General features: G+C 34.2%; 25 protein-coding genes and 1 tRNA gene. 12 read left to right on the forward strand and 14 right to left on the reverse strand.

What is annotated here, in order from left to right; all coding sequences use genetic code 11:
• Positions 1 to 93: 93 nt before the first annotated feature.
• The 6 genes from AOG55_RS05845 to AOG55_RS05870 all read left to right on the forward strand — a co-directional run bounded on the left by AOG55_RS05845 (position 94) and on the right by AOG55_RS05870 (position 5,727).
• Complete coding sequence (locus AOG55_RS05845; protein ID WP_055041029.1) at positions 94 to 1,533, forward strand: family 1 glycosylhydrolase; 1,440 nt, start codon at positions 94 to 96, stop codon at positions 1,531 to 1,533.
• A 30-nt stretch (positions 1,534 to 1,563) separates the two neighbouring features.
• On the forward strand, positions 1,564 to 2,175 hold the full coding sequence (locus AOG55_RS05850; protein ID WP_048101529.1) for a TenA family protein: 612 nt from the start codon (positions 1,564 to 1,566) through the stop codon (positions 2,173 to 2,175).
• Positions 2,165 to 3,478 (forward strand): bifunctional folylpolyglutamate synthase/dihydrofolate synthase, encoded by a 1,314-nt coding sequence (locus AOG55_RS05855; protein ID WP_231563416.1) that lies wholly within the window; start codon positions 2,165 to 2,167, stop codon positions 3,476 to 3,478. The genes AOG55_RS05850 and AOG55_RS05855 overlap by 11 nt, the downstream gene beginning before the upstream one ends.
• A 92-nt stretch (positions 3,479 to 3,570) precedes the next feature.
• The gene (locus tag AOG55_RS05860) at positions 3,571 to 4,833 is read left to right on the forward strand and encodes an ORC1-type DNA replication protein (RefSeq protein ID WP_048101528.1); all 1,263 of its coding nucleotides are present in this window, start codon (positions 3,571 to 3,573) and stop codon (positions 4,831 to 4,833) included.
• Positions 4,834 to 4,869: 36 nt separating this feature from the next.
• Positions 4,870 to 5,160: a hypothetical protein gene (locus AOG55_RS05865; RefSeq protein ID WP_048101527.1), complete on the forward strand. Its 291-nt coding sequence runs from the start codon at positions 4,870 to 4,872 to the stop codon at positions 5,158 to 5,160.
• Positions 5,161 to 5,163: 3 nt separating this feature from the next.
• On the forward strand, positions 5,164 to 5,727 hold the full coding sequence (locus AOG55_RS05870) for an AAA family ATPase (protein ID WP_054964214.1): 564 nt from the start codon (positions 5,164 to 5,166) through the stop codon (positions 5,725 to 5,727).
• Here the strand turns inward: AOG55_RS05870 and purQ are convergent.
• The 6 genes from purQ to AOG55_RS05900 form a co-directional block, all read right to left on the reverse strand.
• Complete coding sequence (gene purQ / locus AOG55_RS05875) at positions 5,716 to 6,504, reverse strand: phosphoribosylformylglycinamidine synthase subunit PurQ (protein ID WP_082180449.1); 789 nt, start codon at positions 6,502 to 6,504, stop codon at positions 5,716 to 5,718. The genes AOG55_RS05870 and purQ overlap by 12 nt on opposite strands.
• Positions 6,494 to 6,643 (reverse strand): 50S ribosomal protein L40e, encoded by a 150-nt coding sequence (locus tag AOG55_RS05880; protein WP_048101525.1) that lies wholly within the window; start codon positions 6,641 to 6,643, stop codon positions 6,494 to 6,496. The genes purQ and AOG55_RS05880 overlap by 11 nt, the downstream gene beginning before the upstream one ends.
• Positions 6,644 to 6,709: 66 nt before the next feature.
• Positions 6,710 to 7,855 (reverse strand): fructose-1,6-bisphosphate aldolase/phosphatase, encoded by a 1,146-nt coding sequence (gene fbp / locus AOG55_RS05885; protein ID WP_054964215.1) that lies wholly within the window; start codon positions 7,853 to 7,855, stop codon positions 6,710 to 6,712.
• 118 nt (positions 7,856 to 7,973) lie between these two features.
• A complete protein-coding gene (locus AOG55_RS05890; RefSeq protein WP_162216764.1) occupies positions 7,974 to 8,960 on the reverse strand; it encodes an NAD(P)/FAD-dependent oxidoreductase in 987 nt (328 codons plus the stop codon).
• Between the two features lie 10 nt (positions 8,961 to 8,970).
• Positions 8,971 to 9,702, reverse strand: a complete 732-nt coding sequence (locus tag AOG55_RS05895) for a geranylgeranylglyceryl/heptaprenylglyceryl phosphate synthase (RefSeq protein ID WP_082180448.1) — start codon at positions 9,700 to 9,702, stop codon at positions 8,971 to 8,973.
• Positions 9,699 to 10,514: a UbiA family prenyltransferase gene (locus AOG55_RS05900; RefSeq protein WP_055041030.1), complete on the reverse strand. Its 816-nt coding sequence runs from the start codon at positions 10,512 to 10,514 to the stop codon at positions 9,699 to 9,701. Before AOG55_RS05900 ends, AOG55_RS05895 begins: the two co-directional genes overlap by 4 nt.
• A 111-nt stretch (positions 10,515 to 10,625) precedes the next feature.
• Between AOG55_RS05900 and AOG55_RS05905 the strand changes: the two genes are divergently transcribed.
• From AOG55_RS05905 to AOG55_RS05915, 3 genes are read left to right on the forward strand one after another with little or no spacing between them, the layout of a single operon-like run.
• Positions 10,626 to 10,982 carry a dihydroneopterin aldolase family protein gene (locus tag AOG55_RS05905; protein ID WP_055032530.1) on the forward strand — a complete coding sequence of 119 codons (357 nt, stop codon included), beginning with the start codon at positions 10,626 to 10,628 and terminating at the stop codon, positions 10,980 to 10,982.
• 2 nt (positions 10,983 to 10,984) lie between these two features.
• Positions 10,985 to 11,530: an NTPase gene (locus tag AOG55_RS05910; protein ID WP_048101521.1), complete on the forward strand. Its 546-nt coding sequence runs from the start codon at positions 10,985 to 10,987 to the stop codon at positions 11,528 to 11,530.
• On the forward strand, positions 11,508 to 12,566 hold the full coding sequence (locus AOG55_RS05915; RefSeq protein WP_055032531.1) for a N2,N2-dimethylguanosine tRNA methyltransferase: 1,059 nt from the start codon (positions 11,508 to 11,510) through the stop codon (positions 12,564 to 12,566). The genes AOG55_RS05910 and AOG55_RS05915 overlap by 23 nt, the downstream gene beginning before the upstream one ends.
• Here the strand turns inward: AOG55_RS05915 and AOG55_RS05920 are convergent.
• The 4 genes from AOG55_RS05920 to AOG55_RS05935 form a co-directional block, all read right to left on the reverse strand.
• Complete coding sequence (locus tag AOG55_RS05920) at positions 12,552 to 13,028, reverse strand: DUF2240 family protein (RefSeq protein ID WP_055032532.1); 477 nt, start codon at positions 13,026 to 13,028, stop codon at positions 12,552 to 12,554. The genes AOG55_RS05915 and AOG55_RS05920 overlap by 15 nt on opposite strands.
• 23 nt (positions 13,029 to 13,051) lie before the next feature.
• Entirely contained in the window at positions 13,052 to 13,810 is a 759-nt protein-coding gene (locus AOG55_RS05925) for a nicotinamide mononucleotide deamidase-related protein (RefSeq protein ID WP_048101518.1), read from the reverse strand.
• 164 nt (positions 13,811 to 13,974) lie between these two features.
• Positions 13,975 to 14,331: a DUF6015 family protein gene (locus AOG55_RS05930; protein ID WP_055041031.1), complete on the reverse strand. Its 357-nt coding sequence runs from the start codon at positions 14,329 to 14,331 to the stop codon at positions 13,975 to 13,977.
• Between the two features lie 61 nt (positions 14,332 to 14,392).
• A complete protein-coding gene (locus tag AOG55_RS05935) occupies positions 14,393 to 15,340 on the reverse strand; it encodes a nucleotidyltransferase family protein (RefSeq protein ID WP_055032414.1) in 948 nt (315 codons plus the stop codon).
• Between the two features lie 122 nt (positions 15,341 to 15,462).
• Between AOG55_RS05935 and AOG55_RS05940 the strand changes: the two genes are divergently transcribed.
• Positions 15,463 to 15,657 carry a hypothetical protein gene (locus AOG55_RS05940; protein WP_054964218.1) on the forward strand — a complete coding sequence of 65 codons (195 nt, stop codon included), beginning with the start codon at positions 15,463 to 15,465 and terminating at the stop codon, positions 15,655 to 15,657.
• Here AOG55_RS05940 and AOG55_RS05945 read toward each other — a convergent pair.
• Genes AOG55_RS05945 through AOG55_RS05960 form a run of 4 tightly spaced genes read right to left on the reverse strand, consistent with a single transcriptional unit; the run spans position 15,654 to position 22,347 of the window.
• Complete coding sequence (locus AOG55_RS05945; protein WP_055041032.1) at positions 15,654 to 16,691, reverse strand: SIS domain-containing protein; 1,038 nt, start codon at positions 16,689 to 16,691, stop codon at positions 15,654 to 15,656. The genes AOG55_RS05940 and AOG55_RS05945 overlap by 4 nt on opposite strands.
• 37 nt (positions 16,692 to 16,728) lie before the next feature.
• Positions 16,729 to 18,549, reverse strand: a complete 1,821-nt coding sequence (locus tag AOG55_RS05950; protein ID WP_048101513.1) for a VWA domain-containing protein — start codon at positions 18,547 to 18,549, stop codon at positions 16,729 to 16,731.
• The gene (locus tag AOG55_RS05955; protein ID WP_048101512.1) at positions 18,546 to 21,968 is read right to left on the reverse strand and encodes a cobaltochelatase subunit CobN; all 3,423 of its coding nucleotides are present in this window, start codon (positions 21,966 to 21,968) and stop codon (positions 18,546 to 18,548) included. The genes AOG55_RS05950 and AOG55_RS05955 overlap by 4 nt, the downstream gene beginning before the upstream one ends.
• Before the next feature lie 34 nt (positions 21,969 to 22,002).
• Complete coding sequence (locus AOG55_RS05960; RefSeq protein WP_048101511.1) at positions 22,003 to 22,347, reverse strand: hypothetical protein; 345 nt, start codon at positions 22,345 to 22,347, stop codon at positions 22,003 to 22,005.
• Positions 22,348 to 22,501: 154 nt separating this feature from the next.
• Between AOG55_RS05960 and AOG55_RS05965 the strand changes: the two genes are divergently transcribed.
• Positions 22,502 to 22,738, forward strand: coding sequence for a hypothetical protein (locus AOG55_RS05965; protein ID WP_048101510.1), 237 nt, complete (start codon positions 22,502 to 22,504; stop codon positions 22,736 to 22,738).
• A gap of 61 nt (positions 22,739 to 22,799) precedes the next feature.
• Positions 22,800 to 22,872, forward strand: a tRNA-Asp gene (locus tag AOG55_RS05970).
• Positions 22,873 to 23,012 lie beyond the last annotated feature (140 nt).

The following is a 23,012-nucleotide window of genomic DNA, read 5'->3' on the forward strand; positions in this document are numbered from 1 at the left end:
TTCCGATCTAAAACTTTGCATCCCCATATCCCAATGGAAGGAGACTTAACACTTTAAAGTTAAAATTTAAATTATAATAAATAATCAGATTTTATGTTAAGAAAATTTGTTAATGATTTTATGCTGGGTTTTTCCATAAATTCATTTCAGAACGATCAGGGTAATGATTCCATGGCTGTTAACACGGACTGGTATAAATGGTCCACTGATAAAACCATGGAAAATATGAATTATGTTTCAGGTGGAATAGGTAATGGCCCGGATTTCTGGAATAATTTTAGGAAATATATAGATAAAATTGTAAATGCTGGATTAAACTCTGTAAAAATCGGGATTGAATGGTCAAGAATATTTCCAGAAAGCACAGAAAATGTTGAGATTAATTATAAATCAAACTCCTCAGGCGATGTGTATTCAGCAGAATTTGATGATAATTTATATAAAATGCTGGATATCAGGGCAGATAGAAAAAGCCTTGAACATTATGAGTCAATTTTTAAATATATAAGGTCAAAAAATATCAGAATAATTGTTACATTATGGGATGGAACATTACCATTGTGGATTCATGACCCTGTTGAATGCAACAGGAATTTACATAATTCAAAGAATAAGGGATGGCTTAATAAGAATACAGTTCTAGAATTTGGAAAATACTCATATTACATTTCAAAAAGGTTTGGCAGTTATATTGATTATTTTAACACGATGAACCGGCCAAATTATTTTGCAATAAACAGCTATTTATATGGCAATATTGAGGGATATCCACCGGGGCTTTCAGATTTTTCACTTTTAATGGAGGCATACCGTAATATGGCCTATGCACATAATCTGGCATACCTTGCCATAAAAAAATCAATTAATAAGCCCGCTGGATTAACCATGGAGGTTCCATATTTTACACAGGAAATGGATAATGATAATAATATATTCATGGTAAATTTTGTCAAATATCTTTATTATAATTTATTTATAAATTCAGCACTTTATGGAAATTTTGACATGAACCTTACAGGTGAGTTTAAGGAATCAAGGCCATATGAATTCAACGGTACGGATTTTATAGGCATATCATATTATGGAAGCATTCCAGTAAGGTATGTGCAGAATGAGGGTGTTGATATAAGATACCGGTTTGCCTTTATACCATGCACTAAGTGCAGCGACGATTTCCATGAAATCCATCCTGACGGAATTAAATATGTGGCATCCGAAATATATAATACATACAGAAAACCCGTAATAATAACGGAAAACGGTATTGCAACAGAATCAGATGATAAAAGATGCGATTTCATTAAACATACATTAATAGCCCTGCATCAGGCAGTTAAAGATTATCATATAAATTTAAAAGGATATTTTTACAGATCGCTTACAGATACCTATGAATGGGCACATGGTTTTTCATATAAATATGGGATTTTAAATGATAACATAAACTTTAAGGATACAGGGTCCATGGATTTATACTCAAATGTGGCAAAAAATAATGGAATAGAGGATGAAAAATACCGTGCATATGAATAAAAAATAAATATAATCTTTAACTTATTAATTATGAACATCATAGAATACATTAAAACAGATGAAATAAAGGGCATAATAAAAAATATAATGAATGCAAAATTTGTGCTGGAGATGCAGGATGGGTCATTAAGTGATGATAAATTCAAATATTACCTTATTCAGGATGACATATATTTAAAATATTATAAGGAGGCCGGAACAAAAATAAAAAATAATACAAAGAACAATGGCATTATAGAACTCTATGATGCAATAGGTTCCGATGAACCGGTTTTTCATCTTCAAATGCTGGATAAATTTGGAATAAAAAAGGAAAATATAACTGAGGATTTAATTAATTATACAACATATTCTTATATAAATCATTTAATAAGATGGTCAGAGGATTCAGATTATAACGGCATGCTGTCAATGCTTCCATGCCAGTGGTCCTATGAGTACATAGCGGAAAATTCAAATGTTAAATCTGATAAATACTCATTCTGGTTTGACTTTTATAAATCTGATGGTTATATAAAAATCACGGCAAAATACTTTGATATACTAAAAGATCTGGAATTAACCGGGATGCAGAAAAACATCTTTAAATTTGGATTATTATATGAATTAAATTACTGGATATGCAGTTATAATGGAATATAAATATGGCTTTGGCATTAACCACTGGATGATTGAAGATACTCTTAATTATCTATATAATTTAAAGAGAAATGGAATTAAACTGGATTTAACAGCCACAAGGCTGTTTGCGGAATATAATGGCAATCCTCAGGATAATTACAGAAGCATACACATAGCGGGAACAAATGGAAAGGGTTCAATTTCATCATACATTTATAATATATTGAGGCAGAAAAATAATACAGGACTTTACACATCACCACATTTAATAGATTTTAATGAAAGAATTGTATTTAACCGCGAATTAATCACTGATGAATATATAAAAAAATTTGTTGACAATAACAAAAATTATATAGAGGAGATGGCAAAAGAATACAGAAATCCAACCTTTTTTGAGACCACAACGGTTATGGCATTTAAATATTTTTCAGACAAGCATGCAGATTATGCTTCAGTTGAGGTTGGCCTTGGGGGGCGTCTGGATTCCACAAATATAATAAATCCCGAGGTAAGTGTGATAGCCCAGATAGGCTATGAGCATTACAGAATACTTGGCTGCTCATTAACATCAATTGCATATGAAAAGGGCGGAATAATTAAGGAAACAAAACCTGTTGTACTGCTTGACGATAAGCCCGAGGTTGTGGCCGAGATTAAAAAACTTGCAGCAGTGAGAAAATCAAAATTAATCCGTGTATCTGAATACTGCACTGTTAAAGATCTTGAATATGATATGGAAAAAATAAAATTTACTGCAGTTACTCCTGATGGCAGCTATAATATAGACGCAAAAAATTCAGGGCTGTTTCAGGTTAAAAATATCTGCACTGCAATAGCAGCCGTGAATTCACTTGAAAATCCTCCAGATATAAATACAGTTGAAAGGGGAATATATGAAAGCAGATGGCCCGGCCGGTTCGAGATTGTTGACAGCCATCCGCTGGTTATTTTTGATTCCGCACATAACCCGCCAGCTGCAAATGCACTTGTTGAATCATACACAAAAATCATAGGTAAAAAACCTTTACTTGTTATAGGCATGCTCTCAGACAAGGATGTTTTCTCATACCTTTCTGTCATGAGCCGTTTATCAGACAGTGTTATATTTACAACGCCTGATGAACCAGAAAGGTCCATACAACCCCAAAACCTTAAGGAATTATCAGGCAATCTGTTTAAGAACATCACTGTTATTGATGACCCTGTTAGGGCATATGAACATGCCATTAAATCATCAGACTATATACTTGTGACCGGATCTATGTATCTTGTCGGATTTTTAAAAAAATATATAGGTTCACCAGCAGCACCATTTATCTAAGAATAAATAAATAGATAAAACAGTCAGTAACTAACCCAGTTAAAAAATATTTTTGTATATCCAATACATAGCTATTTTATTAGCTGATATTTATGGACAACCCTTTTATTAAATACAGTAAAACAAGCGATTACGTTATAGGCGACCTTAAAAAATTAAGCAGTTCATATATACCCGACAACTTTCCACACAGGGAAAGGCAGATAAATGAAATTGCAAAAATACTAAGCTCAATTATTAACGGGGGAATTGCATCAAATATACTTATATATGGAAAATCCGGATCAGGAAAAACATCCTCAACATTGTATGTTACATCAATGCTCTCCGAGGCTGTTTCAGGAAATTTAAACTCAATTTATATAAACTGTGAAATCTATGATTCACAGTATTCCATACTTATAAATATAATAAACTCAATAAATATTGGTGAAACACAGGTGCCCTCTCTTGGACTTCCACTGGATCGCGTTTATTTTGAATTAATTAGAAGATTAAAAAAATCAGGAAAATATACAATAATAATACTTGATGAAATAGATAAATTAATCCAGAAAAATGGCAGTGATGCACTTTATGTTATACTTAAGGTTATATCTGAGGTTAACGCATCGATTATAGGAATTACAAATGACTCATCATTTGTTAACAGGCTTGATGCCCGGGTCCAGAGCAGGCTTAATCAGGAGAGCATAATATTCCCGCCATACAATGCAATTGAACTAAGGGATATACTCAATTTTAGGGTATCCGGGATTATTAAAAGGGAATTTATAGATGATTCTGCCATTAATTTATGTGCCGCACTTGGTGCACAGGAACATGGAGATGCCAGAAAATCCATAGATTTGTTAAGAATAGCCATAGAGAATGCACTCAGGGAGGGTAGGGATCTGGTAACAGCAGATGATGTATACCGTGCCAGGGATAAATTTGAGATGAATATATTAAAGGAATCAATAAAAACCCTGCCAATACATTCAAAAATGGTACTTTTAAGTGCAGCATTAACACAGGAAACAGACTCAGATCTTACAGTGACCGGTGAAATATATGAAAATTACAAAAACATTAGCACCGAGCTTGGTTTTCAACCATTAACAATGAGAAGAATATCCGATCTTTTAACTGACCTTGAGGACCTTGGCCTTCTCTCAACAAATACCAGAAGCCTTGGGAGATATGGTAGAACCAAATTTATTCGTGTTATGGGGTCCATAGAAAATATAAAATCATACATTATGGAAGATCCGGCATTTATAAACTTCCAGGGTTCCAAAATAGTTAAGCAGACCAAACTGAGAACCAACTTCGACTCATATTTCGACGGGTTAAATGAGAACAATAATAAATAATGAAAATTTTTAATAAACATATGACAATATACAATCATGTTTAAGGTATTCGAAATCTCAAAGGAAAACAGAAATATTATAGACGAGGTTCTTAACGATGATGTTCTTGGCAGGCAATCAGTTCAGTACAAGGATGGCGCAGAATTTGGATATGATTCATCATATATACTTTTGATTGAGGGTTCTCCAGATATTTTTGAGAGGGTAAATTCAATACTCAATGGAAAATCTGAAGAAATTGGCGGGAAAAAGGCCGAAAAAATTTATGAGAAAATAAAGGAGGACGAAAACAATTCAAAGGAAGGCATGGGATTTATTTTTGGATGAAAAATGTTAATTATTACTGGCATGCCGGGTGCCGGCAAGGATGAATTTGTTAAGGTTGCCAGATCCATGGGCTTTGTGGATGTCCACATGGGCAATACTGTGAAAAAATATGCATTAAAAAATAATATTAAGCAGGATGATTCATCAATAGGTAAGTATGCATCAGCAGAGCGTCAGCGTTTTGGCATGGACATATGGGCAAAAAGAACAGCCGAGGACATTAGGGAACCGGACATAACAATAGTTGATGGTTTAAGAAATTGTGAGGAGCTTGAATATTTTAAAAAGCATTTTGATAATATAATAGTTATAGCTGTATTTGCAAATGAATCGGAACGCCTTGAAAGAATCCTTAAACGTGACCGCGAGGATGATGTTAAAAGTCAGGAGGGCCTTCGAAAGAGGGATAGCAGGGAGCTGTCATGGGGCATAGGCAAGGTAATATCACTTGCAGATTACATGATTGTAAATGATTCAACCCTTGATGAATATCATAAAAATGTAGGAATTCTATTGAATGATATTATAAACAGGCACTCTGAAATAAAGAAAAAACTAGTCAAATAATTTTTTTGTGTAATTATATATGGCCTTAAAAAAATATTCACCTGTACCTTTTTCATGCACATGGCCGTCAGGCATCATCTGAAAATTATAGTAAACACGTTCGGGATGTGGCATCAGACCTATTACATTGCCATTTTCGTTTGATATTCCGGCTATGTCCATTACCGAGCCATTGGGATTCCATGGATATCCTGATCCGGTTCCATCAGGATTTGTGTACTTAAATAATATCTGATCATTTTGTAAAACCTCATCAAGTATATTTTCATTTTTGAATAAAACGCGTCCCTCAAGATGTGCCACAGGAACCTGCATTATCCTGTCCCTAAATGCACTTTCAAATATTTTATTTCTGGATGTGTAATTAAAATATGTATACCTGCATTCAAACCTGTTGGATTCATTTACTGCCAGAACCATGGATCTTTCCATTTTATTTCCTGTATCAGGAAGCATGCCAAGCTCACTAAGAACCTGAAATCCATTACATATTCCAAGAATTACCCTGTTTAAATCATTAAATTTCTGGAGGTCTCTTATATATGCCCTTAGCCTCGCGGCAAATATGGCACCCGCCCTGATATAATCACCGGCAGAGAATCCACCCGGTATTAATAAAACATCATAATCCAGAAGATTTTTTCTACCTGAATTTAAATCGAAAATATGTATGTAATCCGGTATAAAGCCAGAACGCTGGAGGGATAAATATGCTTCCTCCTCGTTATTTGTCCCCTCCATTCTGAGGACTCCTGCCCTTAAACCGTCACTTTGCACTTTTTATCTCCTTTGATTTAACTCTAAGACCGGTATAACCGCATTTTCTGCATCTTTCGGCCCTTATTGAGTTCCTTGCGTAGCATCTCATGCATATCTTTTTATTTAATCTTCTCTCTACTGCTTCTGGAAAAGGCATAAAATCACAAGGCTTAATCAAAAAAGAATATTTTAACTTTGTTATAAAAATTTAAAAAAGTTATTTTTATCTTTCAAGCTTCATTTCACTCTTTGCACCCTTATCCTCTATGTTCTTAAATCTGGGTGCAAGTTTTTCAAGTATTCTTGGAAGTGCTGTATATTCCATGTCCTCATCAGGAAGCCTGTGAGGCTCAAATACGCCCATCTTCCTTATGTAGTTTGCCATCTGAAGGGCCTCTGTTCTTGCAAAGTCAAATGCAACATCGTTAAACATATCTACAGGCCCATGAAGCTTTCCATCCTTTAATACAAAGCCCATGGCAGCAACCCTTGGTGGACCATCAAATCTGGTCATCATTGAGTTATTTAATCCAACAGGCATTATGGGTCCATTAAATGATCCACGCATCCAGCCTGATACAAGATATGAGTTTGCAAATGGTTCAAGTGCCTCACCTGATGCAGGAAGACCGGACTGTATTCTCACTATGCCCGCTGGGTCATCCTTTCCCACGTATTCACCGGCTATAAATGATAATTTATCAGTGGTTATAACTGCAACATTTTCGTCCGGGAGCTTGCTGTGTGTTTCCTTTGTAAATACCCTTTTAATTACATATTTCCCCTTTGAACCTATAAGTGCAAGGAGATCATATGTATCCTCGGGCAGGGACATTATTACCTTCTTTCCGTTGTATATATCCCAGACCTCAAATTTGAATCCCATGTGCATATTCGGGTCTATTACCAAACCCGGGGTGTTAAAAGGATCCCCAAACATTTTATATATTGGGTAATTAAATGCTCCAGGCTCTGTCTTATCCATCATGTAAACTATGAATGGCTCTGCCTTTCTTGGTGTAATTTCAAGTTCTGCGACTCCGGGTCCCATGCCCTTTATATTTCCTGAAAATGCATCCTTTAGCAAGTCCTGACCGGCACCATACAAGCCCGCCTCCTTTGCCACCTCTGTACCGGCCTTGAAGGCGTTCCATGCGAGTTCATGTATTTCAGGGTTATCAGCACCCATTTTATGTACCATGGTTATCTGTATGTCATCACCTATATGTGATATATGGTAATCAGAAATAAGAGATTCCCCATTTTCCTTTATATATTTATCAACAGCATTAACCACCGGCTCATATACAACAGTGTGCCCTGGTAAGCTTCCAATATCTGCCTTTATATGTGATATGGTTGTCTTCATGCTTAATATATTGTTAACATACTTATTAAATTTTTTGTTATAAATCGTAACTGTTTTTAAATAAATATTCAGTGCATTTTCCCATTTATAAAAAAATACTAAAAACTTTAATTATATTTTATAGCATTTTTGCATAATTAATGCTGATGGCAATGCCGGATTCCTTTATTATTCTTGCAATGAAGCCATTAACACGGTAATTAAAAAAATCACCGAAATAATAATTGCCAACCCTTATAATGTTTGCAAAATTATTCGGCTTATATTCCAAATCCTCACCCATGGCATTTGCCATGGCCCTTATGCCTGATGACCTTGCTATAATTGCAGACATGGGTGTGAATGTGTTTTTAATGGCCATGGAATCACCGCATGCATAAACATCATCATAATCAACAGATCTTAAATAACTATCAACAACAATTTTTGAATTTAGGGTTGTTATGTCAAGATCATTAAGCAGTAAATTTCCAGTGAGCCCTCCTGCAAAAACAGAAACATCAGATTTAAAATCACCAGCATCGGTAATTATGGAATCTTTTTTAACCTCAATAACCTTTGTGTTAAAAAGAACATCAACACCGAGTTCAGAAAGTTTTTTTAAGGCTATTTCATGATATTCATTCTTTAAGCCCTGCAATAATCTTTTTCCCGCCTCTATTATTTTTATATTCACTCCATGTAACGACCCTGCAAGTTCTACACCCAAGTAGCCGCCGCCTATTATTGTAAGATTTTTTGCATTCTTAATTGAATCTCTCAATTTAATGGCATCACTGAGCTGGGCCATTGGGTATATGTACTGTTTACCCTTTAAAAATGAATAATTCTGTGATTTTCCAAGAGCAACTATTAACTTATCGTATCCAATTTTTCTTTTTTTTGTAATCACCTTCCTATTTTTAAAATCTATATCCATAACCTCATCATATACATCTGCATTTCTTTTTATTACAGCAAATTTTTGATCCATGCCCGAGGCAACATCAATTAACCTTGGAAATACAGTCATTAATTCAGATTTTTCAACAAGCATGGCATCCCTGTTATAAGTTTTCGCGGCCACGCCCGCTATGCCTCCACCAATAATTACAATTTTTTCCATAAACGGTAAATCAGAAAGCATTAATAATTTCTTTTAATGTCTGGTATACATCCACAGATTTTTCTATAACTGTACCTGTAACTATTATATCCGCACCGGCAGATAAAACATCATGGGCGGATTCATAATCCCTGATGCCACCACCAACTATTAACGGAATTTTAACCTCCCTTTTAATCCTTGATATTACATTTTCAGAAACATGTGTTGGTGAACCAGAACCCGATTCAAGGTAAAGCAATTTAAATCCAAACATCTCTGCGGCCAGTGCATAGGAAAGTGCTGTCATTTCATCATCCCTTTTTATAAGCATGGCATTTCCAACACGCCCAACAGTCATGCCCGGGTCAAAGATCAAATATCCCATTGAAATTGTTTCAATACCAAGTTTTTTAAGTATTATTGATGACCTTACCTGATGGCCAATTAAGAATTCATTGCTCTGGGAATTCATCAGCATCATATAATAAATGGCATCGGCCTTCTTGCTTATGCTCTCACTGGAACCAGGGAATATTATTATTTTTTTATCTGTTACCTTTTTAATTTCTTCAATTGTTTTGTCAATTAATGCTGGATAAACCTTTGTAGACCCGCCTATCATAAAAAAATCTGTTCCAGCCTTATCAGCCTTCTGTGCAATACTTACTGCCTTTTCAACATTTTGTGAGGCGGGATCTATTAATGTCATATGCACCTTTTTGCTTTTTAATTTTTCAAGTATTTCTGAATAAACGCTCAATTAATACCACCCAGGAGAAATGAAAACATGCCGAATATCATGGCTATTTTAGACACCTTTTGACCCTCTGATACACTTTTTCTCATTATAACCACACTGTATATAAATATAAAGTCATCTATAATAACTGCATATAAATAGTACACAGAAAGAATTTTAATAAGATATGGAACAGCAGATATTGATACTGTTATTCCAACAAAAACAGTGGATAATATTTTTGCATTCCTTATACCATATTTTTTTGGAAATGTCATTCTGTCCTGATCTCCCTTTATATCCTCTATGTCCTTCATAATTTCCCTTGAAAAATTTGAAAAAAATGCTAGCAAAAAAAGAAGTGTCATTTTTAGTAATGAATCTGTTATTACACCACCAAATAAAAAAATCATGCCTATCAGGAGGCTTATGGTAAAATTTCCTGTCAGTCCAAGTTTTTTGGTTTTAAACTCATAACTTACCAGAAGCATTTCTGCAATAAAAACTATAAGCGATATTTTATATGATATAAATGATGATACAATTATTGCAATGACAAAAATTATAATAGACACGATCAGTGCAGATTGCCTTGTAATTTTTCCAGATGGCAATGGCCTGTCAGGGTGATTAATCTTATCTGTGTTGAGATCACTTATATCATTTATAATATTCCCGGCACCTGTTACGAGGAATACACTTATTGCCCCAAGTGTTAGTGGTACCAAAAATTTATAAAACATAACATTTACAGCTATAAATCCGATAATATATATTGAAAAAAATCCCATTAAAGCGTTAACAGGTCTTAATATCCTTATCCATGGATTCATTTAATGGTTATGCCTAACTATATGAAATATTTTATTATGCTCTTATTTATTTTAACATGTAACTAATATATAAAAAATAACATTTATTATATTTAATGTAATTACTATTCAATGAATGACCCGGCATCAAAATATTTTAAGTGCACAGATCGGGAAAGAGCCATATTTGAGGCCGGGATAAAACTTGGCGCCATATATCATCAGTATACAGGCATTCCGGTAAATGAATCAAACATTGAATATATCCAGAAGGCAATAGAAAGCGCTACAATGTTACAGCCCTTTGTGGAAAATGTAAAAGTAAAAATAAATCTAAATGCAGAAAATGATACTAAATTCAATTATAAATCTTTAAACGGTACCATGCTTGAGGTCGACCTGACTGTGAATTATAACGGCAGCACTGCAAGGGCAAAAATGAAATATTTAAGGGATTTAAATTATCCGCTAATGTATCTGGAGGAATAAATATGGGAATAAAGGTTGGTATAACAGGGCCGGTTGGCTCCATAAAAAGTGAGGCGCTGGCAAAGGTTATGGAAATGCTTCAGAATGATGGCAAGGTTATTGAGGGCACCCTCATGTCTGAAAAATCTGAGCATGGTAAATTATACAGTTATTTTATTACTGATATACTTACAAAGAAAAAAATAGAATTTGCAAGGTATGACCTTGTATCAAGGGTAAAGGTGGACAAGCTGGGTGTTGATACAAAGGCCCTTGAGGAGCTCCTGATACCATCTCTTGAAAAGGCCCTTGAGGAGGCAGATATAATAGTTATTGATGAACTTGGAAAGATAGAAAATGCTACTAAAAATATAAAAAATGAAATAGAAAAGGTAATGAAATCGGAAAAAGAAATTATCATAACGCTTCATAAAAAATCAAGAAATCCCGTGTTACAGGAGTTCAGGGCATATGAGAGCGTCAGGGTCTTTGATATAACACCAATAAATAAAAATATACTTCCATTTAAAATAGTTAAGGTGCTTAATGGAGAGGAAGAATCAATTTAAATTAATACATGAGGGTGCAGTACAATTAAGGGTTCCATTAAATTATAATCTTAAGGGCCCGGGCACAGCACAGTCCGGGTTTTATAATGCATCACAGAAATTAAACAGGGATATTACATTATCATTTCTTAAAACATTTAAGCCACGCCTGGCCCTGGATGCATTTGGCGGAACCGGGGTCCGTGGGATCCGTTTTCTAAAGGAGGCTGGGATTAAAACAGTGATAACTGAATTAAACCGTGAATCCTTTGACATTATTAATCAGAATGCCCTATTAAATGGTGAAGACCCAGAGGTAATTAATGCAGACTTTAGATGTGTTATAAATAAATACCTTTTTGATTACATAGATATTGATCCATATGGGTCTGTAATACCATATATTGGCGATGCAATCATGGCAGTAAAAAACAGGGGATATATAGGTATTACAGCAACTGATTTAACAGCCCTAACAGGATCAATGCCACAAAAAACCTTAAGGAGATATAATGCATATATAAACAATGATGCATACAGGCACGAGTCCGGAATCAGGCTTCTCATAGCCAGTTTTGTCAGGGCTGCTGCTGCACAAGATAAAGGTGCCTTTCCCTTAATTTCATTGTGGCACTCTCATTATTATAGAATAATTTTTAAAATATACTCATCAGCAAATAAGGCAGATGAGGCACTGGCATATATAGGTAAAATAAATAAGAATAAATCAATATCAGATATATACATGGATATGGATGAGGGGCCATTGTGGCTTGGCCACATTCACGGTATTGATTTTAACAGCCTTATAAGAATTGACAGCCCTGACTCAGAGTACCTTAAAATTCTGGACAGAATGAAAAATGATGATTTATCATTAATGTTCTTAAATCTTCCTGATATATTTAGGGCAAAAAAGATTAATTCAATAAAAATGGAGGACGCCATAAGAATACTGAATGATAATAATATAAGGGCCGGCCGGACACAGTTTTCAGATACCGGCATAAAGGCCGATGCAGATCTAAGGGATTTACCAGAACTATTGATTTCTTAAGATGTTCTTTTCCTTTTCAAGGACAAACTGTCTTACATCTATATTATTGTCTGATAATACTGTAATAATTGCAGTTTCAATATCTATGTACCTCATATTTTTGATGAGTTCCTTTGCACGCACAATTGCCTCCTTTTTTGTCATTCTGCCTGATGAAGCCGCCGTATCAAGAAGCCTGTCTATCAATGGTCTTTCACCGGAATCCATGAAAAGCCTGTCAGGGTCAACGGTAAAATCCAGTGGAACTATTACACCATCGGAGTTAAAATTTGGTACATACTTTCCATTTTTTTCCACAAGAAGTTTATCTTTTAAACAGCCCTCTATAAACCTGTCTATTAAATCTGGGGGTATTAAAGCCCTTTTAAATGATAATGATGTTAAAAAATCGTTTTTTGTGTAGCCCTCCAGTTTTTTGGCTGCCACTATGGCAATTAATTTTCTGGCATCGTCCTTATTCATTATATGATAATAATATTATTTTATTAATGTTTATCCTGTAAAATATCTATATCCCTTTTTATCATGTTTATTACATTTTTTATGGTTTCCTGAACCATATTTTTATCATTGCCTGATGCGGATACCTCAATTTCAAGAACCGGCGATTTAATCTCATTGCCCTTTGGGTGTGTCTTTATATAAACCATATCACCATAATCTTTCATCAAATTTTTTATATACGGTGCCAGGGAGCTTTCCATAATTCCATTTACGGTAAAGGATTCGTCAAGATAAACATAATTTTTTATTCTTATTTTCTCAATAAAGTTGTTCATTATTGATTCAACCTCCCTGGGAACCCCTGGAAGGATAATGTACTTTTTATTATCAATTTCCATGTACACTCCGGGGGCCGTGCCAGCATCATTTTTAAGTGGTATTGACCCCTCAGGAATTATTGCCATTTTCTCTCTTTCAGGGGTTATCTTATCAAATTTATTTTTTATCATGTTAAATGCAGTTTCATTAAGCTTTAAATTAAGGTTAAATGCCCTTGCAAAACCAGTTAATGTCATATCATCATAGGTTGGTCCTAGACCTCCGGATGATATAATAAGATCACCATAGGCGGCAGCATTTCTGAATGCAGCTGCTATTGCATCGAGATTGTCTGGAACTATAATGCCGAGTGATACATTATATCCAGAAAATGTAAGCAGCTTGCCTATAAATGAAAAATTTGTATTAACTGTCCTCCCCTTCAAAATTTCATTGCCTATTGTAATTATAACAGCCTTCATAAATTATTATTATAATAAAATATATAATTGTATAGTAAATTCATTGGGGTATAAAATAAATAAATTCTGCCATCTGATACCATTGTACATACCAGTATGTCAAAATTGAATATTTTAATTAATTTGCCTGAATAAGAGATAACATTCCACAGATTAAATATGCCCTATTGCTGCATATTCCTGAAAATTGAATCATATATATTTTCTTCCTTTTTATTATCGTCCCTTTCATTTGCTATTTTTTTTATTTTTTCCGAGTCTATATACCACTGATTTATCCTCCATGTTTTTCCCTTTATTATGGATATTTCCTCCCTGTGCGTTGAAAGTATGCCGCTTTCCTCTAAATTATAAAAAACATCACGTTCTGATGGTGATAGCACATTGTCCAGTACATAATCGTCATAACCGAAAAATGATAATATAAAATCGCATAGATCCTCCACATCCCTGCTGGACATGCCCTTTTTACCATATATGTTGTCCAGCGCCTTTAATAATTCATTTCTATTTACGGTCATGATAATATCCATTATTATTTACTAAATAAACATTTGCAAAAAAATTTAAATTTTTTTAATCCTATTTATTATTTTCTGGTTTCAAAAAATTTATTATTTGAATTTTTGTATTCTCATATGGTAATATATAGAAATCTTTATATATTGCATCTGAAAAGTTTTCATCATATTTTCTTTTCTCATCGTTTAAAATATAACCGTTACCGGAAATTATTTTTATTATACCACCATCATGAATTTGTATTTTGCTCCCCTTTCTGATAAAATACTCTAAAATGGATACACTGTCCGAGTTGAAAATTTTTTTAATGTATCCAAAACTTTCATCGTGCCTGTTCATATATTCCTTTCTGATGGCCTCAAGATCCTTTTCACTGTCTATCCCCATCCAGAGGGAATCATCCTTATACACACCAAGGTTATCAGAGGCAACAAGTGCAGGAAATACTGACTTTTCAATATCCTTTTCAATATAATCCCTTTTAAATAATTCAAAAACATTCTTTTTAATATAGTATATGCCAGCATTTATATAATAATTCAGCTCGGGTTTTTCCTTAAAATTAAATGCCCTGTCTCCGGCAAATTCAACTATGCCGTAGGGGCTTTTCATTTTCGTTATGTACATAATCATGCCATAATTTTTATTCCTTGAATAATCTATAAAATTATTAAGGTCTATATCAGATACTGTATCACCATTTCTGAGTATTATATCCTCATTTACATTTTCTAGTAAATTTTGTATTGAATATAATGTTCCCATGGGCTTTTCCTCCCTTAAATAATGAATATTAACATCCTTAAAATCCCTATATCTATCCTCTATTTTATCACCGAGATATCCTGAAAGAACATAAACATCATTAATTCCAGCATTTTTAAAATCAAAGAGCTGCCTGTCCATTATGGTATAATTATCCTTAAGTTCAATAAGCGCCTTCGGAATTCTATCAGTCAGGGGCTTAAGCCGTTTTCCGTATCCTCCTGCAAGTATTGCTCCTATCATTATTGGGGATGGATAAACTATATATTGTTTTTTCCGTACTATTATTTTAATATTTAATGATTCATGCTAATTTATTTGCCCGATAAAGTTTATTTTAAATACATAAAATTATAACATAAAATATGTACGGTAAAAATGAATTATTATACGATATAAAAATGCTTCAGGAGGCCAAAACTGAAGAAAATATAAACCTAATCGTTGAAAGGATAAGACGCGGAATAGAAAACAGTGATAAAAAAATTATTCTGGATTTATATGAAACCATACCTGAAAATTTAATGAAATATTTCCGGGATTTATTTCCATTCTGTTAATGCGCCCCTGGCGGAAATATTATATTATCAAATTCCAGATATTTTTTTTCATCGAATCTTAACAGGTCCGGGTTAATATGCCTCTGAACTGCCATGAAATATGCAAGATAATAAAGGGGCACAATGTTTAATACAGGATTAAGGTAAATATCATTAAATCCATCTATGTTTATGTTAAAATCACCACTGCCATTTAATGTCAGTGTTTTTGTCCCGGTTACCCTGCATGCCCTTACTATCTGGTTCATTCTTTCATTGTTATAGCCATCGCCAATGAGGATTAGCAACGATTTATCATCTATAATTGATGTGCATCCATGGTTGAATTCCTCAAGCTCTATGCCCTCTGCATGTATGTGTGTTGCCTCTTTTATTTTCTGTGCAGATTCCCTTGCCACAGGATAGTTGGGGCCTGATCCCAGCACGAATATTGTATTTATATCATTGAGCTGCCCTGCAATATCCATAACCGGTTTTTCCATATCTGAAACAAGATTTATTATTTTTTTTATTATTTCCTTAATTCCCACATCAATGCCTGCATAGTTCTGTGCTATATACATTGATGCGATTGCATTGTCAAAAAATGCCTTGGTATTGCACAGTGAAAGATCAGGAGATTTTATAATTACTGTTTTGTCTGTTATATTCCCTATTGTTGTATTTTCATAATGTGTTATTCCAACAGTAAATGCATATTTTTTCATATAACTTAGTGCATCCATGGTTGATTTTGTTTTTCCGCTGTGTGAAATTCCTATAACAGTCCCCTTTGAAAGGCCGGAATAATTAAGAAGTTCATATGCCTGTATAACCCTGTAATTAACATCCAGTTTATTAAGGAACTGAGAGCCTATATACTCACTGTGATATGCAGTACCATTTCCGGTAAATACAAGCGGTGATTTTATAATATCATAATCAAATTTTTCCATCTCCCTTACAGTTTCATTAAGCCCATTGGGAATATCCTTTATCATATCATACATAAAATATGGATGCTTATTCCGTTTTTCAGGTATTTCATCTGTCATTGGATTTATAATGCATTTATATTATTTATTTTTATATTCAGTTTATTTTTACATTGTTAACATCGCTTATTATATGCCCGTTTGAATATTCTGCTATTAAATTATTATATGTTGGTAAGAATCCATTTTCGCCATTTATTATATAAAGCCTTGAAACATTCTTTAATTTTTTGGATATATCAATAATATCATCCTTCATATTTCCGGGTGGATAATTTCCGCGACCATCTGTAAAAAGTACTGAAACTGTTTTTTCACCAGAATATGCTGACGTTTTATATATCTGTTTTAAGCCCTCTAAAAGGGGTGTTTTCCCTGAACTTTTTATGGATTTAAGCCTCTGGTTGAGGACCGTGAAATTTCTGGAAAAGTTCATTAATACTCTGGCGCCTGTGCCTGAAAACGATATTAGTGCAACCCTGCTTCTTGTAATATAAGCCTTTTTAAATAAAAGTTTTGACAGCTCTAGTGCATTTCCTATCCTTCTTTTAAAACCCATGGACGTGCTTGAGTCAATTGCTATTATAACCGGGACGGCACCACCGGAATAACCCTCCCTCAGGACAATATCCGATGCCTGCATCTTTTTATGATTATTGATTTTCATGGATACCATGGACGAATAAAGATCAAGGTGATTCCCGTTTTTATGTCCTGTTCTTATAAAATTTCCAGATTTTGCATTTCTTCCGCTCTTTTTAATAATCTCATTTCTTAATTTCATATCTATTCTGGGATTCTCAATATTATTTAGGGTATCATCCCCTGTGGAATTATTTTTTTTTACCGGCATTTTTTCATCATTATTTATATCATTATTGTTCATATCCTCATTTATATTCTCATTTTTATTGCCCTGATTTTGACCGGTATTGTTAAGTTCCCTTTCCATGTTGCTTTTTTCATCATCGTTGATTCTATGCCTTAGTGCAAATTCAAGTGCCTTCCTTGCATCCTCCATTGTAACATTTTTATTACCATTATATGCTGCTATTGCCCTTGCCGCCTTAACCGCAGATATCATGGCCCTGTTACCCATATGATATTTCAATATAACATCAGCCATATATTTCTCTATATCATCGGGTATGATTACATATCTAAGAGCATTTCTTGCCCTCACTATTCTTTCTCTTAAAATTTCATCATCCTGATCATATTTGCTTATAAATTCCACCGGATTGTGATCAAATTCATCAACCCTGTTTGCAATCTCAATTAGCTCTTCTGCGCTTGATGGCAGTTTTCCCTCAGCTGAAATACCAAATCTGTCAAGAAGCTGTGGTCTGAGCTCTCCCTCCTCAGGATTCATTGTACCAACCAAAATGAATCTCGCAGGATGTATATATGAGACGCCATCCCTTTCAACAGTATTTATGCCTGATGCGGCTGAGTCCAGTATTGCGTCTGCTATGGAATCATCAAGCAGATTTACCTCATCTATGTATAAAATTCCATTGTTTGCCTCACCAAGCAGCCCCTCTCTGAAATTAACCCTTCCTGAAATGGCAGAATTTATATCTATTGATCCAACAACACGATCAAGTGTTGAACTTATTGGTAAGGTTATTACAGGCACTGATTTCTTCACTATCTCGGCAGAATTATTATCTATCTTTTCACGGCATTCATCACAAAGATTTTCAGAATTTAATGTGCAGTTGAACCTGCACCCTCTTATTGAATCCATTTCTGGCAGTATATTTGAAAGCGATCTTACCATTGTTGATTTTGCAATGCCCTTTGGACCTGTGATTAAAATTCCACCTATTTTCGGGTCAATTGCATTGATAATTAATCCAAGCTTTATATCATCATTTCCAAGAATTGCAGAAAATGGGAAGTAGTTAATTTTCATTCACTCTCACCCTCCATTTCAATATAGGCATTATCAAGTTTTTCCCTCATATCCTCAGATGCATTCCAGATGCCCCTCTTATATGCCTCTATCATTCTGGATGTTATCTCACTTAATGCCCATGGATTTTCCCTTTTAAACCATTCCTTCATTTCATTGTTTAAAATGAATTTTTCGGCTATATTATTAAAAATTGCATCATTTACCATTTTGGTTGTGGCCGCCCAGCCATACAGGTGCTCTATTTTTTTGAGCATTTCCGTGGCACCCCTGTATCCAAAGTTTTTCTGTGCATTAATCCATTTATCATTTAAGAGCTTCCCTATTGCCGTCCTTTCTATTTCCTCCTTCATTGTCCTTACCTGCGGGCGCGATGGATTGAATGTATCCTCAAACATAAGATTTGGGCTTGAACCATACTTTTTTGCCATTAAATAAAATCCGCCTGCATATGAATAGTTGCATGAATCGTCGTTTATATCTATCTCATCAATCTCCCTCTTATGTATAATTGTATCTATATTTTTTGATACCAGTGAAAGCTCATTTTTTGCCTCCCTTCCAAAGTTATTCTTACCATATGAATACCCCATCCACTCTATAAACACATCTGCAAGGTCATTTTCATTCTTCCATTTTGATGATTCCACCGCATTGCTCACACCGGACCCGTAGGACCCTGGTTTAGATGAAAAAATTCTCATTAAATGGCCGTACTCCCTGTAATGTTTTTTAATGTAATTATCCTCCTCAGACTCATCAAGTTCGGCAACCTTCCTAATTGCTGTATCTATAAGCTCAATAATATTAAATAGATTATCCCTGACTATTCCGCTTGATTCAATGACAACATCTATTCTTGGCCTCTGAAGTTTTTCCATTGGTATAACCCTAACATCGGAAACCTTCTTTGAACCCTCCTGCCATATGGGCTCAACACCAATGGTAAATAAAATCTGTGATATGAGCTCCCCATCCGATCTGTATGCATCTGTTGACCAGAGCACAAAACCCACTGTCTCTGGAAATTTATTATTCTTCTTATATTCGGCTTCTATTAGTTTATTTGCAAGTATAACGCCAACCTGCCACGCTGACTGGCTTGGAATCTTAAATGGGTCCACAGCATAAAAGTTCCTGCCAGATGGTAAAACATCATATCTTCCACGTGCGAGGGAGCCAGACAGGCCGGATGGTATAAATTCTCCATTGAGTGCCTTTAGAAGATTATTTTCCTCATTTTTTGATGAAAATTTTAGATTATTTATAATGCCTCTTTCAAGTTCTGGAATATCATTGTTATGATTTATATATTCCTTTATCATTTTAACCGCTGCATCCTTTCCATGCATTGATATTAATGAGTGTTCATCAAATCTTGTGGCAGTTGCAACATAATCAGGCAGATCATCGTTATTAACCTCCTGGGCATATACATAGAGACCGTGGGTTATTACAGAATCCTTGAAAAGATTTATTCTGTGTTCTATTTCATGTGTGGCCTTATGTGCGTCATCAAAGTCTATGCTTAAACCTATTTTGCTGGCAAGATTTTTTATATCCCTTAAAATTAAATCCTCTCTTGCATTATTTTCTGATTTTTCAGACTCCTCATAATCATCTATTAATTCCTCAAGCTTATTAATTTCATCAGGTACCTCATCATAGGATGTTGGTGGCGTTATATAATCTAAAAGTACTGCATAGCTCCTGCGCTTTGCTATTATACCCTCACCAGGAACATTTGTAGAATAAAGATATATATTCGGCATGGTACCTATGGAAATTTCTGGGAAGCATGAGGGTGAGAGGCCGAGACCCTTTCCGGGTGTAAATTCAAGTGTTCCGTGAGTACCAACATGAATTATGGCATCCGCACCAAATTTTGTTTCTATCCATTTATAAAATGCAAGCCAGTAATGCGTAATTGGTGTTTCAGAATCATGTATGGTTCTTATGCTGTTATCATCATCTGAAAACGTTATTCTTTTTGGCTGTATGCCTATAAAAATATTTCCAGAGAGAAGCCCCGGTATGTAAAATTGTGAATTTAATACCATGTAATCCCTGTTCCAGTTTATATTTCCCCAGCGGTTGATTATTGCCTTTCTTGAATCCTCGGGTATTGAATTAAAAATTTTGGAATATTCATCAGAGTTTATGGTATCGACAGCACCTTTTCTATCTATTATGTTTTCAATTGATGTCCATTTACCCTCAGGGATGGCCTTTTTCCTTAATATTTCCTGTATAAGATCCTCGCCATTTTCAGGTACATAATCCAGAGAGAAGCCAGAGTTTTTAAGTATTTTCATTATATTGGCAACAGAATTTAATGTATCAAGGCCTGTTGCAGTGCCTATATTTGCCTCAAGGTCCTTAAAAGATGAACCTGAATGGAGTATAATTGCTATTTTTTTATCACCGTTATTTTTATATTTTAAATTAACCCACTTTTTTATTCTATTTGCCATATAATTTATCTGCTCATATACCGGGGATAATTCCCTGTAAACTGTTCCCTTTTCAGAAATTTTTTTAATAACGCCAACAAGTATCGGTTCTATTGTACCATCTATTTCTGGAAGCATGGCGCTCATTATGGAGCTTACAACATCAAGTCCTGATGAATCTATCCATTCCTTGTATTCTTTATAATAATATATAAGGCCCTGAAAAACAGGTACATTTAAATTTAACAGCGTATTTTTTTCCTCACCCTTAATAAGAGAAAATGAAAGAAGATTTATGACGGCATCAACATTTACCCTGCCATTTTCATAAAAATATTCATTAATGCATTCCTCAGCACTTTTTATGTTTTTGGAGGAATCACCAAAACCATTTGTAAAAACTGGAATGCTTGAAATACCCCTTTCATCAAGTTTTTTTATGATTTCATCAACTATTTTTGTATCCCCATCCACCCAAGCGGTTCTATAAAATAGTATTCCAACCCTTTTGTTATATTTATTTAGGTTTAAGTTTTTGGGCCTGTATATGCCGGAAAATGGCAGCGGATCCGGATCATTATAACTGTTTTTTTCAAAAAAGCTCTGTACATACAAAACAAGATTTTTTATATTGTTATAACCACCATAAAAGTAATATAAACTAACCTTTTCAACAATTTTAGGATCAACATTGGAATATTTGCTTAATATGGGGTCTATTGCTATTACATACTTTTTATTACCAATTATTTTTTCAAGCTTTTCAAGTATGCTGCTGTATATATTCTCCCCGGAAAAATGATGTATAAAAAGTGCATCTGCATCCCTGACAAAATTAAGAAAATCATCATCTATTGGATCAAGCCGGGGGTATTTTATTCTAACATCATTTCCAGTTTCCTCACCCGCCCTCAGGAATGATTTTACCACGGAACCATTCCAGCCAATTAATACAGCAAACTTCATAAAAGTAAAGTATATTTTAGTATTTAACAATTTTTTACTGTTTTTTTATTATGCATGAATATATTTTATACCTAATGCAGTCCATGTAGCGGTCATGATGATTTCCGCGATTTCTGGCTATATAGTCAAGAACATCCTCATTTTGCAGGAAATTGTTTGGGTCTCCCTGAATTAATTCAGCTATATCAGAACCGCTGACATTTTTTGATGATTTATATTTTTTAAGGATGCCGTCAAGGTATGGATCTGTTTCTATTATCCACCTTTTTATTATCTTTTCAATTTCTTCCCTCTTAATTCCTGTATTTTTTGCTATATACTTAACTGGTTTATTTTTGCACCTGAAGCTGGCAATTATTTCCTCATCCTTTCTGGCCATTATAAAACAATATGTAATAATTATAATTAAAGTTAAATCAAATCATAAAAGCTCTTATAATGAAGTTTTATGTACCCTTATGAATTTTTATAATATATTTGAAAATGAACAGCAAATTCGTAAATTTTAATTATTATTACGCTTTCAATAAAACATGGATTCCATAGATAAGGAAATTAAGGAAATTTATATTCAGAACTCACATTTTAGGAATAAAAAATATTTTGCTCTTTATCTTGGTATATCAATCTCTATCGATTTGATAATATTCCTTATTTCTGTCATTACCGCATCATTTTTCATGAAAATGTTGTTTGACGTAGTTTCTGGCATTTCAATGACCTTTTTCTTTTTATGGTTTATTCACAATATAAGAAAGGAGTCTGAATGATGTGATTAAATAAAAAATAAAAAAAGGTTAAATAAAACTAAACAATTATGTTACACAAATTGCCCCGATAGTGTAGCGGCCTATCATACAGGCCTGTCGAGCCTGTGACGTGGGTTCAAATCCCGCTCGGGGCGCTTCTATAAATGTTAAAATCCCTGTAATACATATGTAGGAATATCTTAATCCTATTTATATACTCATGATCCTGATTTTATAATATAAAAATAGCATTATATAATTTGATGATTATAATTAATAAAAAATTAGATCGGAA

Origin of the sequence: Acidiplasma cupricumulans (assembly GCF_001402935.1) — an archaeon.
GTDB lineage: Archaea > Thermoplasmatota > Thermoplasmata > Thermoplasmatales > Thermoplasmataceae > Acidiplasma > Acidiplasma aeolicum.

What these genes read in the sequence shown, in the direction of transcription:
- AOG55_RS05920 (WP_055032532.1), bottom strand. Translation starts at nt 13,028, where the DNA reads ATGAATAAGGACGATGCCAGAAAATTAATTGCCATAGTGGCAGCCAAA.
- AOG55_RS05925 (WP_048101518.1), bottom strand. Translation starts at nt 13,810, where the DNA reads ATGAAGGCTGTTATAATTACAATAGGCAATGAAATTTTGAAGGGGAGG.
- AOG55_RS05965 (WP_048101510.1), top strand. Translation starts at nt 22,502, where the DNA reads ATGGATTCCATAGATAAGGAAATTAAGGAAATTTATATTCAGAACTCA.
- AOG55_RS05845 (WP_055041029.1), top strand. Translation starts at nt 94, where the DNA reads ATGTTAAGAAAATTTGTTAATGATTTTATGCTGGGTTTTTCCATAAAT.
- AOG55_RS05960 (WP_048101511.1), bottom strand. Translation starts at nt 22,347, where the DNA reads ATGGCCAGAAAGGATGAGGAAATAATTGCCAGCTTCAGGTGCAAAAAT.
- AOG55_RS05935 (WP_055032414.1), bottom strand. Translation starts at nt 15,340, where the DNA reads ATGATAGGAGCAATACTTGCAGGAGGATACGGAAAACGGCTTAAGCCC.
- AOG55_RS05940 (WP_054964218.1), top strand. Translation starts at nt 15,463, where the DNA reads ATGTACGGTAAAAATGAATTATTATACGATATAAAAATGCTTCAGGAG.
- fbp (WP_054964215.1), bottom strand. Translation starts at nt 7,855, where the DNA reads ATGAAGACAACCATATCACATATAAAGGCAGATATTGGAAGCTTACCA.
- AOG55_RS05930 (WP_055041031.1), bottom strand. Translation starts at nt 14,331, where the DNA reads ATGACCGTAAATAGAAATGAATTATTAAAGGCGCTGGACAACATATAT.
- AOG55_RS05955 (WP_048101512.1), bottom strand. Translation starts at nt 21,968, where the DNA reads ATGAAGTTTGCTGTATTAATTGGCTGGAATGGTTCCGTGGTAAAATCA.
- AOG55_RS05915 (WP_055032531.1), top strand. Translation starts at nt 11,508, where the DNA reads ATGGAGAGGAAGAATCAATTTAAATTAATACATGAGGGTGCAGTACAA.
- AOG55_RS05945 (WP_055041032.1), bottom strand. Translation starts at nt 16,691, where the DNA reads ATGACAGATGAAATACCTGAAAAACGGAATAAGCATCCATATTTTATG.
- AOG55_RS05870 (WP_054964214.1), top strand. Translation starts at nt 5,164, where the DNA reads ATGTTAATTATTACTGGCATGCCGGGTGCCGGCAAGGATGAATTTGTT.
- AOG55_RS05880 (WP_048101525.1), bottom strand. Translation starts at nt 6,643, where the DNA reads ATGCCTTTTCCAGAAGCAGTAGAGAGAAGATTAAATAAAAAGATATGC.
- AOG55_RS05850 (WP_048101529.1), top strand. Translation starts at nt 1,564, where the DNA reads ATGAACATCATAGAATACATTAAAACAGATGAAATAAAGGGCATAATA.
- AOG55_RS05950 (WP_048101513.1), bottom strand. Translation starts at nt 18,549, where the DNA reads ATGAAAATTAACTACTTCCCATTTTCTGCAATTCTTGGAAATGATGAT.
- AOG55_RS05910 (WP_048101521.1), top strand. Translation starts at nt 10,985, where the DNA reads ATGGGAATAAAGGTTGGTATAACAGGGCCGGTTGGCTCCATAAAAAGT.
- AOG55_RS05860 (WP_048101528.1), top strand. Translation starts at nt 3,571, where the DNA reads ATGGACAACCCTTTTATTAAATACAGTAAAACAAGCGATTACGTTATA.
- AOG55_RS05855 (WP_231563416.1), top strand. Translation starts at nt 2,165, where the DNA reads ATGGAATATAAATATGGCTTTGGCATTAACCACTGGATGATTGAAGAT.
- AOG55_RS05890 (WP_162216764.1), bottom strand. Translation starts at nt 8,960, where the DNA reads ATGGAAAAAATTGTAATTATTGGTGGAGGCATAGCGGGCGTGGCCGCG.
- AOG55_RS05900 (WP_055041030.1), bottom strand. Translation starts at nt 10,514, where the DNA reads ATGAATCCATGGATAAGGATATTAAGACCTGTTAACGCTTTAATGGGA.
- AOG55_RS05905 (WP_055032530.1), top strand. Translation starts at nt 10,626, where the DNA reads ATGAATGACCCGGCATCAAAATATTTTAAGTGCACAGATCGGGAAAGA.
- AOG55_RS05865 (WP_048101527.1), top strand. Translation starts at nt 4,870, where the DNA reads ATGTTTAAGGTATTCGAAATCTCAAAGGAAAACAGAAATATTATAGAC.